At 59.6% G+C, this 14,589-nt stretch carries 15 protein-coding genes and 1 pseudogene; 4 read left to right on the top strand and 12 right to left on the bottom strand.

Going from position 1 to position 14,589, the window contains the following annotated elements:
- Positions 1-273: a hypothetical protein gene (locus IZV00_RS18680; protein ID WP_196227619.1), complete on the top strand. Its 273-nt coding sequence runs from the start codon at positions 1-3 to the stop codon at positions 271-273.
- Between the two features lie 206 nt (positions 274-479).
- Here the strand turns inward: IZV00_RS18680 and IZV00_RS18675 are convergent, their stop codons facing one another.
- The 7 genes from IZV00_RS18675 to IZV00_RS18645 all read right to left on the bottom strand — a co-directional run bounded on the left by IZV00_RS18675 (position 480) and on the right by IZV00_RS18645 (position 6,521).
- On the bottom strand, positions 480-866 hold the full coding sequence (locus tag IZV00_RS18675) for a DUF488 domain-containing protein (protein WP_044663393.1): 387 nt from the start codon (positions 864-866) through the stop codon (positions 480-482).
- Positions 867-1,225: 359 nt separating this feature from the next.
- Positions 1,226-1,471, bottom strand: coding sequence for a hypothetical protein (locus tag IZV00_RS18670; protein ID WP_196227618.1), 246 nt, complete (start codon positions 1,469-1,471; stop codon positions 1,226-1,228).
- Between the two features lie 37 nt (positions 1,472-1,508).
- Positions 1,509-2,681, bottom strand: a complete 1,173-nt coding sequence (gene metB / locus IZV00_RS18665) for a cystathionine gamma-synthase (protein WP_196227617.1) — start codon at positions 2,679-2,681, stop codon at positions 1,509-1,511.
- Positions 2,674-3,564: a flavodoxin domain-containing protein gene (locus IZV00_RS21275; protein WP_084694430.1), complete on the bottom strand. Its 891-nt coding sequence runs from the start codon at positions 3,562-3,564 to the stop codon at positions 2,674-2,676. The genes metB and IZV00_RS21275 overlap by 8 nt, the downstream gene beginning before the upstream one ends.
- A 299-nt stretch (positions 3,565-3,863) precedes the next feature.
- Entirely contained in the window at positions 3,864-4,934 is a 1,071-nt protein-coding gene (locus IZV00_RS18655; protein WP_230463511.1) for an aspartyl protease family protein, read from the bottom strand.
- Positions 4,935-5,193: 259 nt separating this feature from the next.
- The gene (locus tag IZV00_RS18650; RefSeq protein ID WP_196227616.1) at positions 5,194-5,676 is read right to left on the bottom strand and encodes a DUF6306 domain-containing protein; all 483 of its coding nucleotides are present in this window, start codon (positions 5,674-5,676) and stop codon (positions 5,194-5,196) included.
- Entirely contained in the window at positions 5,673-6,521 is an 849-nt protein-coding gene (locus IZV00_RS18645; RefSeq protein ID WP_048574898.1) for a LysR family transcriptional regulator, read from the bottom strand. The genes IZV00_RS18650 and IZV00_RS18645 overlap by 4 nt, the downstream gene beginning before the upstream one ends.
- A 711-nt stretch (positions 6,522-7,232) precedes the next feature.
- Here IZV00_RS18645 and IZV00_RS18640 point away from each other — a divergent pair.
- The 3 genes from IZV00_RS18640 to IZV00_RS18630 all read left to right on the top strand — a co-directional run bounded on the left by IZV00_RS18640 (position 7,233) and on the right by IZV00_RS18630 (position 9,540).
- Complete coding sequence (locus IZV00_RS18640; protein ID WP_196227697.1) at positions 7,233-7,865, top strand: peroxiredoxin; 633 nt, start codon at positions 7,233-7,235, stop codon at positions 7,863-7,865.
- Positions 7,866-7,875: 10 nt separating this feature from the next.
- Complete coding sequence (locus tag IZV00_RS18635) at positions 7,876-8,523, top strand: carbonic anhydrase (protein ID WP_196227615.1); 648 nt, start codon at positions 7,876-7,878, stop codon at positions 8,521-8,523.
- Positions 8,524-8,991: 468 nt separating this feature from the next.
- The gene (locus IZV00_RS18630) at positions 8,992-9,540 is read left to right on the top strand and encodes a hypothetical protein (RefSeq protein ID WP_052628282.1); all 549 of its coding nucleotides are present in this window, start codon (positions 8,992-8,994) and stop codon (positions 9,538-9,540) included.
- 27 nt (positions 9,541-9,567) lie between these two features.
- Here IZV00_RS18630 and IZV00_RS18625 read toward each other — a convergent pair whose 3' ends face one another.
- The 5 genes and pseudogenes from IZV00_RS18625 to IZV00_RS18605 all read right to left on the bottom strand — a co-directional run.
- Positions 9,568-10,992: an efflux transporter outer membrane subunit gene (locus tag IZV00_RS18625; protein WP_196227614.1), complete on the bottom strand. Its 1,425-nt coding sequence runs from the start codon at positions 10,990-10,992 to the stop codon at positions 9,568-9,570.
- The gene (locus tag IZV00_RS18620; protein WP_196227613.1) at positions 10,986-11,885 is read right to left on the bottom strand and encodes an efflux RND transporter periplasmic adaptor subunit; all 900 of its coding nucleotides are present in this window, start codon (positions 11,883-11,885) and stop codon (positions 10,986-10,988) included. The genes IZV00_RS18625 and IZV00_RS18620 overlap by 7 nt, the downstream gene beginning before the upstream one ends.
- A 1-nt stretch (position 11,886) precedes the next feature.
- Positions 11,887-12,111 carry a DUF1656 domain-containing protein gene (locus IZV00_RS18615; RefSeq protein WP_196227612.1) on the bottom strand — a complete coding sequence of 75 codons (225 nt, stop codon included), beginning with the start codon at positions 12,109-12,111 and terminating at the stop codon, positions 11,887-11,889.
- Positions 12,108-14,171, bottom strand: a complete 2,064-nt coding sequence (locus IZV00_RS18610) for an FUSC family protein (RefSeq protein ID WP_196227611.1) — start codon at positions 14,169-14,171, stop codon at positions 12,108-12,110. The genes IZV00_RS18615 and IZV00_RS18610 overlap by 4 nt, the downstream gene beginning before the upstream one ends.
- Before the next feature lie 217 nt (positions 14,172-14,388).
- Positions 14,389-14,589: pseudogene (locus tag IZV00_RS18605) on the bottom strand (hypothetical protein); the annotation flags it as partial.

Genomic DNA, 14,589 nt, shown 5'->3' with positions numbered 1-14,589 from the left:
ATGATGCTTGTTTCCATTTATCTGGGCCAGGATATTCCGAGCGCAAAATTGCATGGAGCACTTTATTTCTCCCAGCTGCCTCAGCCTGGTGAAAAGGTGATGCTCGGCGGCAAGCAGATGACCGTCAGCAAGGCGTGGCACACGCCGGATACGCTCTTTGCTGGTCCAAAATATGCTGTTCTTGCAGATGGTTATCACATTAATTCCGCAACGGAGCCAAGGCGGGATGATCAAGAGGCGGCAAAACAATTCGCCGGACACCGGAGTAACTGATCACCCCTGTCATTGCCCCATTCACATAAGTCGATCCAGCGGCCGCCCCGCTGGCGGATGCCGATCCGAAGCAGCCTGCCCCCACGGATCGGCATCCATTTTGCCGTGCAACCGACTGCCGAACGACGGCCGGGATCTCGGCAGATCTTATTTAGGGCGCGGCTGCGACCGGGCACTCGTTTTCGTTCCGCTCCGTGGATGTATAATCACGCGACATTGCTCGCATGCCGGAGCCTGCATCCGTGCTCCTTCAGATATTCGGCCAGGACCACCGCGTGATTCACACGTCGGTCATGCGCGGCATAGAGCAATGTCACGTCCCCTTGATCGGCCAATTTGTAGATTTGGGCCAATATGTCCGGGTTCGCATCAAGTTCCAGGCGATACCTGTCGCGGAAGGCCGCAAAACGCGTGGCATCATGATTGAACCATTTGCGCAAGTCCGCGCTGGGGGCGATTTCCTTCAGCCATAGATCGAGTGCCGCAGAGTGAAGCGAGACACCTCTTGGCCAGAGGCGATCGACCAGGACACGTTTTCCATCACTGCTGCTGGCGGTTTCGTAAATCCGTTTGATATCGATCGTGCCGCTCATGAGCGTATCCAGACCAGCCGCGGGTCGGCCGCAGAACGCGATGTCTGGGCTCTCCCCTCGAGAAGGACGTCGAAATCATCTCGGTCTTGACTGACACCTCCAAAGCAGGACGCCGGGAACCTCTTCACTATCCGAGTATCGTTGCGCCGTTGAGCATCGCTTCGATATGGGAGAGAAAATCTACAAGGTTCGCGGCCATCGATCGTCCAGGGCCAGGCCGTCGGGCTATGAACGGGGAGGCGGCCGGGCAAATGAGCAGCGCACCCATGATTTGCTGTCGCTATCATCGAATCCTTCCCATTCTTTTGGACGAGATAATATCGGGATGATGCCAATCACCCGGCCACAGCCGAGGTGATCTAATCCAGATTGAATAGCGTCAGCATTCCTCCGATAGCAATGCCGAAGACCATGATCATGACTCCGGCGATCCTCAAAATATAGGTCAGCGGATCTTCCTCCTGACCGGTTGGGACGCGTGACCGAGGCGGCTCGGACGCACGGCCGAGCAAACGGCGGACAAACGGTTGACGGAACGCCATGTTGAAGCCGACGAAAACAAGAACAAGGCCGAAGACATCGACCGCAATCACATAGCCAGGCAATTCCATTCTCCTCTCGCTTCAGCGATGCCCTGATCGACTAGCCCCGGCATGCCGCAAGACCCACCTCAAGACCCGCTATCAGATCTCCTTCCGCCTCAAGGCCGACCGATAGCCGTAGCAAGCTGTCGTTGATGCCTGCCAGAGCCCGCGTCTCCTCGCCCATGTCCGCGTGGGTCATGGTGGCTGGATGGGAGACCAAACTCTCCACGCCCCCCAGCGATTCAGCGACCGTGAAGAATTTGACGTTCGTCATGAATTGGCGAACTGCCTCGACCCCTCCAGCCAGCTCGAAGCTCAGCATGGCGCCGAACCCTCGCTGCTGCCGCAATGCAATGGAGTGATCGGGATGTCTCACAAGTCCCGGATAATGGACGCGAGAGACGGCCGGATGGGTCTCCAGATGGCGCGCTATCGCCATAGCGTTGCTCTGCTGGAACGCCATGCGGGCAAATAGCGTCCGCAATCCCCGGAGCGTCGCCCAGGAATCAAACGGGGAGCCCGCCGTACCGATGACATTAGCCCAGGAAAGCAATCGATCCGCCTCGTCTGCCCGCGCTGAGACAATCGCGCCGCCGATCACGTCGGAATGTCCATTGAGATATTTCGTGGTGGAGTGGATGACATAATCCGCGCCCAGGCTGAGGGGGCGCTGGATTGCCGGGGTAAGAAACGTGTTGTCGACAGCAACCGCTGCGCCCGCCTTTTTTGCCTGTGACGCGAGCGCCGCGATATCCACCACACGCATGAGCGGGTTGCTGGGGGTTTCGATCAGCACCAGGGCGGGGGCGTCGCTCAAAGCGCTCAAGAGGCTTGCATCATCCGTCTGATCGACAAAGCGGACCGAACAATGACCAAGTTTCGCGCGTGCCTTGAGCAGGCGCATCGTACCGCCATAGCAATCATGTGGGGCCAGCACGAGTTCGTCGCGGCGCAGACCGCCGACAAGAAGATCAAGAGCAGACATTCCACTCGAAGTGATGACAGTCCCTGCCCCGCCTTCGAGCGCGGCGATCGCATCCGCAAGGAGATCTCGTGTCGGATTGGCCGCGCGTCCATAATCATATAGTCGCGGCTTCCCGAACGCCTCAAATTCATATGTGCTCGAGAGATAAAGCGGTGGCGTGACCGCGCCATAGGCCGTATCGGTCGCAACACCGAAAGCTGCCGCGATCGTTTCAGGATGCATGGCCGCCATATCCTCCTCATTCATTGAACATGCGCCCTTCGCTAACCGCCCGGACGATGCCGGCGCGAACGGCAAAATCGCCGAAATGCTCACCAGCTTCACGTTCGCGGGCGAAACGCCCGATTGCATCCCGGAGCACTTGCAGAATGATCGGCTCCCCGACATTTTCGCGGACCATGCGGTTGAGGCGTTCGCCGTGAAAGCCGCCGCCCAGATACAGATTGTACTTGCCCGGCGCCCTGCCGGTAAGACCGATCTCGGCGAGATAGGGACGCGAGCAGCCGTTGGGATAGCCGCTCATCCGAATGATGATAGCATCGCCGGGTGAATGCAAAATGGGCGCTGGGGACGCTTGCCCTCGCGCTGGCTCTGCCTGTTGTCGCGCAGGAGACGCCGACGCGATCCACTGTTCTGCCCGTTCCTCATAGTCCACGTCACACTCGACGCGCGGCGCAAGCCGCGCCGCTCCAAGTTCCTCCAGCCGCCGGTCCAGCCTCTTCCCAGCCTGGCAGAAATATTCATAGGTTGGGTCGCCCAAGGCAAGGACTGCGAACCGGATTCCCTCGAGCCGCGGCGCCTTGCGGCCCTCGAGGAATTCAAAAAAGCCGGTCGCCGGCTGAGGAGGATCCCCCTCCCCATAGGTGCTGACGATAATGAGCAGGTCCTGCTCTTGCGCCAGCTGCCGTGTCTTGTAATCGGCCATGTCGACCGCGATGCAGTCCATGCTCCTGGCATTCACTGCGGCCTTGAGCGTCCTTGCGAGCTCGGCGGCATTTCCTGTCTCCGTTCCATATATTATGGTCAAAGAGCGCAGATCGGCTGTTTTGGTAGACGCCGGCTGCGTCAGGGGTTGCCGCAAGCCGACGTCTAACCCGGTGAAATAGCCGCCAAGCCAGACCGCCTGCATCGGTGTGAGCGACTGGGCCAGTGCCTCCACTTGTCGCCTCTGTTCCAGGGAAAGGGAGTGCCCTGGCGGTTCCGATACAGACATCGTCCTCGTTCCTCGGCGCCCAGCTCCTTCCCGACGGCAAATCCATCCTCACGGATATCGCTGTCGCATTGGGCTTGTTACGAAGCCGCTTCACGCCCAGGCTTTTTGCGCGGAACGATAACATAACACAAACGAATGTTATTTCTCGTTCACATGAAATATATTGTGCTATATCGGCGGATAGTGGCTCTCGGCCCTCGATTGACCTGAGGTTTTCAATAATAGTCTATCAGCATGATCTCGAGGGTGCGGCCATCGGCGAGGCCCAGCCTGACGACGCTGCCTGGCGCCCGAAAGCCGACGCGATCTCCAGGCGCGGGGTAACAACGGCTGATCGCGCGGCCATCGACGTTTACCAGGACATCGTTGCCGCGCAATCCGGCATGCCAGGCAGGACTGCCCGGGGCGACATGGGAGATGACAAGTCTCTGTTCTTCCCGTCGGCCGGAAATTCCCAGCCTGTCTCTCGGAATTGGCGAAGCGAGGACTTGCCTGTTTGCCGTCATGTCCATCGTCCTGGCGCCCAGGCTCAGAACGATGTGAAAGGCTTGGAACAATGGCCACCCGACGGATATGGGTTGCGCAAGCTTCCAGTTCTCCACAGCTTGCACCGGCACATCATGCCAAGCAAAGTCACCGATGCTCACGTTGCGGAGTGTAAACGCGATATTTGTCAGAACGCCTTCAAGGCCAATTGATACCGCGGTCGACTGGCGGCGTCCTTCAAACAAGCCGCGCTCTTTGGCAAACGCGGCGGACATCGTGACCGGCGTATCGCTGCCCAGGTCAAGCAGGCATCTTTCCTGTGTCATGCCTTCAATGGCCAGATCGATCGACGGAAAGGCCGCACGTTCGCCGCATAGCGGCAATCTGAGGCCGGGCCTGACATTCCGCCGTGGTCCGGGGGACATCCAGCGAATGCGATCCCCGATAAAATCGATCTCCACATCGATCTTCTTCAGGACATCGCGTCCCACTATCAGGGGCAGTTGGCGGCGTGCCAACGCCTCTATGTCTGCCGTCTCGTAGCTATCGAACACGAAATCCTTCAAGATCGTGCCAGCCAATTCCATTGTTGCTGCCCGATAACTCACACCGGCGACACGACGTGTAAAGGACGTGACAGACGTCTCTCCCAGCGGCACCAATCCCAATTCTCTGGCCAGGCCGCTATTGATGATGGTCCGGGAGGTGCCACTGTCCACCAGCGCGGATATGATGGTGTTTTCCAGTTTCACAGGCGCGAAGATCATTCGACGCTCGGCAAGATCGAGCGCCGCCCACATCCCGTCGATGGCGCCGCTCGGACATGTTGCTGCTCTCGCCTTATGGATCGGCGATTTGTCCAAGAGCCATTTCAACACGCTGATTTCCCCCGCGCCATTCAATCTTTTTCGAGGTCCTATTGTCTACCGTATTGCCTGAATCAAATGAATATAATTAGGTGATTGAAGAGATATTATTGTGGTTATTTCGGCGCCCAGTTTTTGTCCGACTGAGCGGGCAGTCACGCCGATGGGCGGGTCACGGCATGACTGGAATCGATCAGCCGGCGTCTTGGAGAAACGCTTCTGCCAGCTTGATATTCGTCCCATGCCTTTCAGCCATTCTCTGCAAATCCATGTGCAGAACTTCATCCCTGACCCGCGGCATCAGAGCCTGAAGCTTGCGTACAACCCAGGACTGGCCCCGATTAAGGAACAGCGTGCGCTCATGGGGGTCCACGATGTCCATCGCGCGACCATAAAATGCTCCCGTGCGACGGGAAGGAACAGCGCCCAGCCCTCGAATCTGCCGCGACAGCATGGCGCACCAATATGCCTCATCCGCCCGTATGATCCGCATCAATTCTGAGAAACGCACGTTCTCCGATCCACGTCCGCTGGCCAGGGCAATGCGAGCGCCAGCCCGCTCCGCTTCAAGCAGTTCGTTGAGAGCGGCGACAATTTCGTCGCGTGAAGCAAAGCCCATATATTGGTCATCGGCGCCGGCGCCGTAACACACCGGGGAGGAAGGCTCGTTCATCATATCGCGATCGCTGCTGCGGCATGGAGTCCGGCCCGGACACGGTCCATCACGCCGGGATCCGCCTTGGTGGAATGAACCATATAGGCCGAATAGGAAAATTCAGGACTACCTGGCACAACCGCGAGGCGCCCTTCCTCAAGATAGGGGCGAATGAAACCTTTCCGGAAATAACCGCTGCCACCCGTTGCGAGGATATAATCCAACGCCAGAGGGCCATAGCTGATCGACACGACCGCGTTGGGCTGATCAGGAAAGGCCGCCTGATAGCTCGCCGCAAATTCTTCACCCCAGTCGATCTGGACATGGTCCTCGGGTTCAAGCCGCGCGTTGGTCGGCGTGGTTCGCACAAGCACCAATTTCTCTTCGAAAAGAAGTTCGGCGATGATTCCGGGCCGGCTGGGTGCCGCGTAAAGCACGGCGACATCGAGTGTTCCGTCCTGAACTTGCTCCATCAGGCGCTCGGACGCCTCTATATGCGTGCTCACGGCGATTTCGGCGCATTCGCGCCGCATCCATAACAGCCAGTGTCGCAGCAACGGGCTCCACAAGCTAAGCTCGGCCCCCACCGTGACCACTGTTTCACGACCCGGCGGGAGTGCGACTGCCCGTTGTGCGCGCGCCCACACTTGAACGAGGGTCGTGGCGAAACGAAGGAACTGTTCACCTGCCTGGGTCAGCTTTGCGCCTGCCTTGTTTCGGATGAATACAGGCCGATCGAGCTGCTCTTCCAGAACGCGAATGCGGGCGCTCACGGCGGTCTGCGTAAGATGCAGATTGTTCGCCGCGCCTACGAAGCTACCGGTCTTCACCACCTCGAGAAAAGTGCGGGCGATGCCGATGTCCATCTATGCCGATCCTTGCGGTTAATGCGCAATAATAATCATTTGCTTGATATGTGCCTAGCAGGGAGAAGGTATGGCGACAAGGAGAGATCGCCGTGGCCGCAGCCACGTCCCCCATCGCGCCGGCCAAGGTCAGCACCAGACCATGAAACACCCCGGACCCTTCTGGCATGAGCCGGCTCCCCCAGGCAGAATGGGTCGCTGGCTGGCCTTCGCACTGACGTTACTGACCATTGGCCTCGTTGCAGGCGTATATTATCTCCATCATCGGAACTTCATTGACGATGGGCTCCTGCCATCCATGATCTGCTTCATCGTGGCGGCGGCCATAGGTGCATTTGCGGCCTCTGATATCGGGAAGCAAAGACCGCGCTGCCCCTATGGAGATTGTGAGGAGGTCGCTCCTCCACCAGAATTGTACAACGTATGGCCCTTGACGTTCGGAGCCGATCCGGGCCGCTCGAAACCGGAAGCGGGCAACGGGGAGCAGGCATGAGCGGAAGCCATAGCCCAAGCCCATTTTTGCTCCTGGACGACTGGGGTTCGGCGTGCGCTGCTCTCCGCCCACCTCTTCTTGTCGGCGGCCATGACGGTCACGACCCGATGGCCACCATCGCCCTTGTGTCCGTAAAATGATTGTATTCAACAAGAAATAACATTCATTTGTTTGATCGCATTTGCTGGCGCACATTGGGGGCGGAAAAAGGAGGATTCATGACGATCCATCTCGGGCAGATCGCCCCCGACTTCGAGCAGGACAGCACGCACGGCCGCATCCGGTTCCATGACTGGCTGGGATCGCATTGGGCCGTACTATTTAGCCATCCCAAGAACTTCACGCCGGTCTGTACGACAGAGCTCGGCGAGGTCGCCAGGCTTCGTCCGGAATGGGACAAACGCAACGTCAAGCCCATCGGCCTCTCCGTTGATCCGGTCGAAGCCCATCGCAAGTGGGAAGAAGACATTCACGACACCCAGGGCGTCGCACTGGACTTCCCGATGATTGCCGACCCTGACGCTCGCGTCTCGAGGCTGTATGACATGATCCATCCGGAAAGCGATCCAGCCGTGACGGTCCGCTCCGTATTCGTGATCGACCCCTCCAAAAAGGTTCGGCTGATCCTCACCTATCCACCGAGCACGGGTCGGAATTTCCCAGAAATTCTGCGCGCGATCGATAGCCTCCAGCTCACAGATACCCGGAGCATTGCGACCCCGGTGAACTGGCTCCCGGGCGAACCCGTCGTGATTTCGCCAAAGCTTTCCCAAGAGGAGGCTAACCGGCAGTTCCCGCAAGGATACAAAACGCTCAAGCCCTATCTGCGGATTGTCGATCTCCATCAATAGGCAGGATGCTATGCTCCAAGAGGATGGAGACGCAAGGCCAGTTCCGGGGGACGGGGCCCTGCAATCTCTGTTTGAGAGCAATCGGGCCTGGGCGGAAGCCAAGACTCATGGTGATCCCACCTTCTCCACCCGTCTCGTGGACCAGCAGCGTCCGCGATACTTCTGGATCGGCTGCTCCGATAGCCGCGTGCCGGCAACCGAAATAGTCGACCTGGATCCAGGTGAAATGTTCGTGCATCGCAATGTAGCCAATCTCGCCCAAAGGGACGATCCCAGCCTGGCTGCGGCGCTGCAATTTGCCATCGAAATCCTCGAAGTTCATCATGTCATCGTGGTGGGTCACTATGGATGTGGCGGCATCCAGGCGGCGATGGCGACAGAGACTGAGGACGCGATCGGCCACTGGCTGGCTCCGATACGAGATCTGCATCAAAGCCAGTCGCGCAAAGCTGAAACCATTCCGGTCAGTCCAAATGAGCTCTGCGAACTCAATGTCAGGATGCAGGTCGAGGCCCTGGCTGCCAACCCGTTCGTGCGACGCGCCTGGGAACAATCAGGAGAACTGACTCTTCATGGATGGGTGTATGCCATCGGCGATGGCCGTCTGCGAAGGGTCTGCCCACCCGTCATCAATCCCTTCATTACCGAGCAGAGATGATGGCCGGCGATCATTTTACATGCCCTGGGCGGACATGATCGCGGACAATTTGGAACTCAAGGCGGCCATCGCGGCCTGTGTAGGCGCCACCGTTCCCAATCGGGGGCTGGATGCCCGGATTTCGTTAGCGGTTTTCCCAGGCTTGGGCGACCTCCCGAGAGTTGGTCCGGGCGTGTGGCGCCAGATTGATGGAACCCATGCTCGCGCCCTTCGATATTCGGCCTTGCAATCCGCAGCTGCGACGCTTGTGCCCCCCGGATGCTGGATCGAAACACATGGCCGTGAAATACATGTCCATGGAGAAAGCGGAGCGTGGGTCGGGATCCATGGGATACAAGCCATCGCCATCTGCATCGCCGCTCTTAAGGCACGGCTGCATGAGGAAAGCGGGCTGCATCGACTGTCATGATTGTCCCGCACAATCGGATGAAATTGCGCGGATCCTTGTCTTCATGGCATGAAACGCGGATGAAGGGGACATGGCCAACGGCGAAACAAGGAACGGCCGCCCTCGCTGCCGCCGATCACCCGACAGATTTGCTCATCCCCGATCGCAAGATTATGCATTACGCTAATCAAGCCTATTCCGTTAGAACAATGAGACATTCACCGCGAGCAGACGTCCCGACGATGAGATCATGCAAATTCATTTCCGCCATCCTGATGTTGTCCGCAGTACCGGCGGCGCATGCGGAAGCCTCCGCGACGCGATCCTTCACTTTCGAGGGGTTGGAAAGCGACTATCAATGGTACGGCGATATGCAGCACGCCAAAGCGTCCCTGCTGCAGGCCGTGCCCATCGGAACGTCTTTTTGGGGTGCTCTCGAGATGCTCGAAAAAGCCGGGGCACGATGTTCCGGAGTGGCAGGCGACCCTCGATCGGCCAGATGTAGCAACGCTCAAAGGATCACCATCAACGACTATTATCCCGCCGATGCTATCTGGACGGTGGCGTTGCATCTGGAGGATGGAAAGGCGGACAATATTACCGTCACGCGGGATGTCGACGAAAGATGAGAAGGTCTCTGAGACAGAACGATGACTTCATTCCCCGATGGTTGACGCTTTCCAGCCTCCGCCTAGAGCCAGGAAAAGGGTGATCTGGTCGTTATTCACGGCTGCCCTGCCCTCGGCGGCAGCTTGCTCTGCAATCACAAGATCACGTTCCGCCTCGACTGCGGGTAGTTCGGCTATCTTGCCTCCGCGGCGCAGTTGCGTGATGCGTCGTGCCACGCGTTCGGCCTCCTCGCGCGCCTCATCCAGTTCCTGTTGCTGTTGCAAGCCCGCATCATAGCTGTTGAGCGCTGCCTCGACTTCGCGCAGAGCCTTGACCACCGCGCCGTCGAATGCGGCGAGATCGGCGCTGCCTTGCGCCTGGGCGGCGGCGATCCGTGCACGCGCTGCGTGGCGGTTGAGCGTCCAGCCGATGAGAGGGCCAAATCCGAAACGATTGGTGAGTGGCGACAGAATATCGGCTACGGCGCCAGTCGATCCGGCCGAGGCACCCAGGCGGATATCGGGATATAGCGCCGCCGTCTCGACGCCGATGCGCGCAGTCGATGCCGCGAGGCGCCGTTCCGCCATGCGGATGTCAGGCCGGCGCTTTAGCAGTGCCTGTCCATCACCAACCGGCATCACCTGCGCCAGTTCCAGCGGTCGACGGCAATCGAGGAGTTCCATGTCCGCTTGGCTTGGCACTCTTCCCTGCAGCGCCGCTATGCGAAAGACGGCGTTGCGCCGACCGGCTGCGAGCCGGGGCAGGCGCGCCCTGCTGCCTGCGAGCGCCGCGCGTCGGCGATCCAACTCATAAGGCGCGGCACGACCATTACTGATCAGCACCCTGGTGATCTGCATGCCTTTCTCCTGAAGTGCGATTGACCGCATCAGCATGTCAATCTGATAGCCACCGTTGCAAACGTCGGCATAAGCGCGAGCGGTCTCCGCTGCCACATTGACCCGCGCCAGATCCCGCGCCGCAACAGCGGCTTCCATATCAGCACTGGCAGCCTCAATCCCGCGCTTGAGGCGTCCAAATAGATCAAGGTCATAGCTGACGCTGACACCCGCGTTGTAGATCTGGCGAACGGGGGGCTGAACGTGCTGCAGTTCTGCCTCGCCCGATCTTTGGGCATAGCTTGTCTCCGCGTTGAGACTGCCCTGAATTTCCCGGGTCGAGGCGCGCGCGTCCAGCAGGGCAAGAGCGCGCTGCAGATTGGCTTCGGCCACGCGCAGGTCCGTGTTCGTTTCCAGCGCCTTTTCGATCAGCGCGTCGAGCGCTGGATTGTCATAAAGTTTCCACCAATGGTCAGGGAGAGGTTCCGCCTTCGTCGCAAGTGTGCCTGAAAGGAAAGGTTGGGCCGCGCCAGGGGCGTTGATCATCGCAGCGCCGGGCACATGGTAATCGGGCCCAACACTTGCACAACCGCCCAGCATGACGACGAGACCAAGATAGTGCGCACCCCTTACCATGGCAGACTCCGGTGTGCGCTGCGTCCGTCCTTGCGGGGATGGACGACGACGGTTGCAGTCTGACCGGGGATCATCCGTACCTGCGGGGGAATTTTGTCGATGGTGATCCGCACCGGAATGCGTTGCGCCAGTCGAACCCACGTGAAGGAAGGGTTCACATTGGCGAGTTGTCCGTCCGTACCCGCCCGTTCGCGGTCCTCGACGCCGCCAGCGATGCTCTGCACATGTCCCTGGATTTCGTCCGCAACGCCCATCAGATAAATGCTGGCGGGATCGCCAACGCGAATGGCAGGCAGCTTGGTTTCTTCAAAATATCCCTCCACCCGCATCGACTTGTCGTAAACAAGTGCCAGCGCCGGCTTGCCTGCCGCAAGATAGACGCCCGGTTGCAAGGACATGTTCGCAACCGTGCCTTCAACCGGCGCGCGAACAAAGGTGCGATCGAGGTTGAAACGGGCCAGATTGCGGGCGGCGATCGCCTGACCGACACTGGCGCGCAGCTGGTCTACCCTCGCCCGTCCCTGCTCAACGGTTTCGGTTGCGATTACTTCGGTCATCGCATGGTTGCGCCGGTCTTCCCGGATCGCCTGCGCCAGCGCGGCCTGCTGGCTGGCCACATTCGCGCTCGCCTGCTCAAGCGCCAGCTGATAGCGCGGGCGATCGATCACGAGGAGGATATCACCCTTTTTGACGAGCTGATTATCGCTGACGCGCACTTCCGTCACGAGGCCACCCACGTCGGCAGCTACCGGAACCATGTCCGCGCGGACCTTGCCATCCCGCGTGACAGGTTCAACCTGATAGCGCAACCAGAGGGCGTAGATCCCGCCGAGGATGACGAGGATGACGAGCAGCGTCACAATCGAGCGCAAAAGATTTTGGCGATGCAGCATATCAGGAAGCGAACCATCGATAGAGGAAGGCATCGGCAAGGGCGGACAACCCCCACCAGAACAGAATGAACAGGGCCAGCTCCAGCAGACTGGGATGCCAGAGCAGGCGATAGAGGGGAAATCGCTGCAACGGTGCGCGGAGCAGATAGACCAGTACGATCGCCAGCACGCCCCAAAGCAATGCGGCGGGCATATACACGCCGAGCAGATGGATTTCCTCGATCATGCCGTTGCTGCGATGGCCGGCGGCATGGCGCCCGGGAACAGATTGCACCGCATGCCGACGAGTGCGCGAAGCGCCGACCGTCGAAATTCGTCCATCGGCAGACCTAATAAGGCATGCAAGGCGCGGTCGATCGCTGACAGGAGTGTCGGGGGTGGCGCGTCTGCCCTGCCTCCTCGCCAGCGCACGGAATAGAAGCGCGTCAGGCCCGCCAGCACGGCCCCGAGACTGTGCCGGGCATCGTGGGGCACATGGGACAGCGCCCTGCGCAGGGGGATGATGTTGCGCCCGATGCGCAGGTCGGCAAGGCCGTCGGCAGCATGCAGATCATCGCCCGGCGCGACGATCGCCATCCGGGCTGCAACCTGCCCCAGCCGATCGACCGCCATCGCCGTCCAGCGTTGTGGCGTGAATGGCCTGCGAATGTCCGCCAGCTGCGCCATGTCGGCCCAATTGGCGCGCAAGATGCGGCGTGCCGTCCAGAGCACATTGGCCGAACGGAACATCTTCGTGACCGCGAGTGTCGTCACGATGCCGCCAAGCTGCGCCAGTCCGGTGTTGATGAACAGGGCGAAGTCCGCCTGGAAACGCGCAAGGAAGCCCATGGCGACAATGAAGCAGGAAAACATCGGCAGCGCCTGCGGCGACCGCTTGGGATCCGCCTGCACATATCCCATCCACAGCAGGGCAGGCGCCAGCGTGATGATCAGCATTTCATAGCCATCCACCCGCGGCAAGATGACAAACAGGTAGAGGGCCGCCAGCGGGAAAGTCTTGAGCGTTGCCAGCAGATAGCGGCCGATGACTGGTGCCGGATCGTCCTGAGCCGCGAATGAACATGTGATGAGTGCGGCAAAGGCTGCAGTTGCAGACCCATTCGGCCAGGCAAGCAGGATCCAGACCGCGCAGTAGATCATGATTGCGGTCGCGGTTGCAAGACCCGCCAGAGCTGCCACGCCATGGTCGCGTGCAAGAGCAAAAGACGTCTGGGCCAAAGCCTTGTCGCCGCCCCGTCCCGGCTTGCCGATCCTGTTAGCAAGTCTTCTGCTCGCAGCCATGGCTGTGAGAAATTCGGCCATCCGCGCGCAAGCACTCGCGGTCAGCAGGGAGGTCCAGCTTCGTTCTGATTCCGCATCTGTAGCCATGCGCTGGCATTCCCGGATCAGCGATGCGGCCTCGCCCGGCCTGCTCTCCTTGTCCGTCAGCCAGGCGGATATATCATCGAGCAGCCGCGCCAGATCAGGACCAAGCGCCTGATCTGCCCGCAACAGATCGAGACGGTTCGCCGATGCCGATGCCAGTGGCAGGATATTGGCCAATTGTTGCTGAAGCGCTGTCACCCGGCGCCGGGTCGCGGGAGCCCACCGCTGGTCGAACGGCAGGTGTATCGCGATCATGCCAAGTTCGGTGACGTCCGCCGCCAGCATTCGGCGATGCTCATATTCGAGCCTGGTGTGCTGGCTTGAAAGCGCTTCGGCCGCCCACCGGCGCGCGTGCCCCAGAAAGGACTGCGCCCTTGCCCGGATGACCGGCGTTGCGCTCCACGGCTGGAACAGGGCGTGGACGGTAGTCACGCAAAGGATCGCGACCGTCATTTCCTCGACGCGCGCGATGGTTGTCTCAAAGATATTGGCGGGATCGTCCAGATAGGGAAAGCTGATCACAGCCGAACTGAAGGCTGCCATCTGGAACAGAAAGGCTCGAGGTGTTCGATCCAGAACAGCAAGATAAATGCAAAAGCCCGTCCAGGCGGCGAGGCACAAGACCAGCAATTCGGGAGAATTCTGCAGATTGGGAACAAGCAGGATGGTCGCCAGTGCGCCTGTTGCGATCCCACCCAAGCGATAAAAGACCTTCGGACGAAATGCGCCCGCCATGGGCTGCGCGGTCACATAGACCGTGAGAAGGGCCCACCAGGGCCGAGGCAGGCTTGCCGAAAACGCGATCGCCAGCGTGATGGCTGCCGCGAGCAGGCTGCTCAGGGAAAAAAGCAGCTTCTGTGGATCGAGTTTAAACGAGGGAAGTTGCAGGCGTCTATTCGGCTCTGCGAGCGTAACCGTCATCTCTGGCAACCGTGACATGAGGGATTGTCACGTTCGAAAATGACCGTGCACCTGCCCCCTTCATGCCGGGCTGACTAATGATCTTCCTTGGCGTTCCATAGATCAAAATATTGATGGTTGCCTGCAATAGTTTTGCGGCGAATTTGTGCAGGGTCGCTTCACTCCCATGATGCGGTCGATGAGGCCTGTTTCCGCCGAGGCACTTGCGTTGTTTTGATTACCCCGATCGATCCTGGCCATGCCCCGTCAACAGAAAGGTCGATATCGGGACAAGGACGAAAATGGACAGCATCAACTGTTCTTCCGTCATGATCCGGCGTCTGTGCAGGAAGAAGATGACATAAGCCGCGGCCGCCATGATGATGGTCCAGACTATGCCCCGCCAGGGCAAAGTGGGGCTTGGACTTGACGGCTTCAT

It is taken from the genome of Sphingobium sp. Cam5-1 (assembly GCF_015693305.1).
Taxonomy (GTDB): Bacteria; Pseudomonadota; Alphaproteobacteria; order Sphingomonadales; family Sphingomonadaceae; genus Sphingobium.
The sequence above is the reverse complement of the archived record's forward strand: the minus strand, read 5'-3'. Positions and strand labels throughout refer to the sequence as shown.

Excerpts from the sequence above, each read along its gene's own strand:
- IZV00_RS18680 (WP_196227619.1), top strand. The coding sequence starts at position 1 with ATGATGCTTGTTTCCATTTATCTGGGCCAGGATATTCCGAGCGCAAAA.
- IZV00_RS18675 (WP_044663393.1), bottom strand. The coding sequence starts at position 866 with ATGAGCGGCACGATCGATATCAAACGGATTTACGAAACCGCCAGCAGC.
- metB (WP_196227617.1), bottom strand. The coding sequence starts at position 2,681 with ATGAATGAGGAGGATATGGCGGCCATGCATCCTGAAACGATCGCGGCA.
- IZV00_RS21275 (WP_084694430.1), bottom strand. The coding sequence starts at position 3,564 with ATGCAGGCGGTCTGGCTTGGCGGCTATTTCACCGGGTTAGACGTCGGC.
- IZV00_RS18655 (WP_230463511.1), bottom strand. The coding sequence starts at position 4,934 with ATGTGGGCGGCGCTCGATCTTGCCGAGCGTCGAATGATCTTCGCGCCT.
- IZV00_RS18650 (WP_196227616.1), bottom strand. The coding sequence starts at position 5,676 with ATGATGAACGAGCCTTCCTCCCCGGTGTGTTACGGCGCCGGCGCCGAT.
- IZV00_RS18645 (WP_048574898.1), bottom strand. The coding sequence starts at position 6,521 with ATGGACATCGGCATCGCCCGCACTTTTCTCGAGGTGGTGAAGACCGGT.
- IZV00_RS18640 (WP_196227697.1), top strand. The coding sequence starts at position 7,233 with ATGACGATCCATCTCGGGCAGATCGCCCCCGACTTCGAGCAGGACAGC.
- IZV00_RS18635 (WP_196227615.1), top strand. The coding sequence starts at position 7,876 with ATGCTCCAAGAGGATGGAGACGCAAGGCCAGTTCCGGGGGACGGGGCC.
- IZV00_RS18630 (WP_052628282.1), top strand. The coding sequence starts at position 8,992 with ATGAAGGGGACATGGCCAACGGCGAAACAAGGAACGGCCGCCCTCGCT.
- IZV00_RS18625 (WP_196227614.1), bottom strand. The coding sequence starts at position 10,992 with ATGGTAAGGGGTGCGCACTATCTTGGTCTCGTCGTCATGCTGGGCGGT.
- IZV00_RS18620 (WP_196227613.1), bottom strand. The coding sequence starts at position 11,885 with ATGCTGCATCGCCAAAATCTTTTGCGCTCGATTGTGACGCTGCTCGTC.
- IZV00_RS18615 (WP_196227612.1), bottom strand. The coding sequence starts at position 12,111 with ATGATCGAGGAAATCCATCTGCTCGGCGTGTATATGCCCGCCGCATTG.
- IZV00_RS18610 (WP_196227611.1), bottom strand. The coding sequence starts at position 14,171 with ATGACGGTTACGCTCGCAGAGCCGAATAGACGCCTGCAACTTCCCTCG.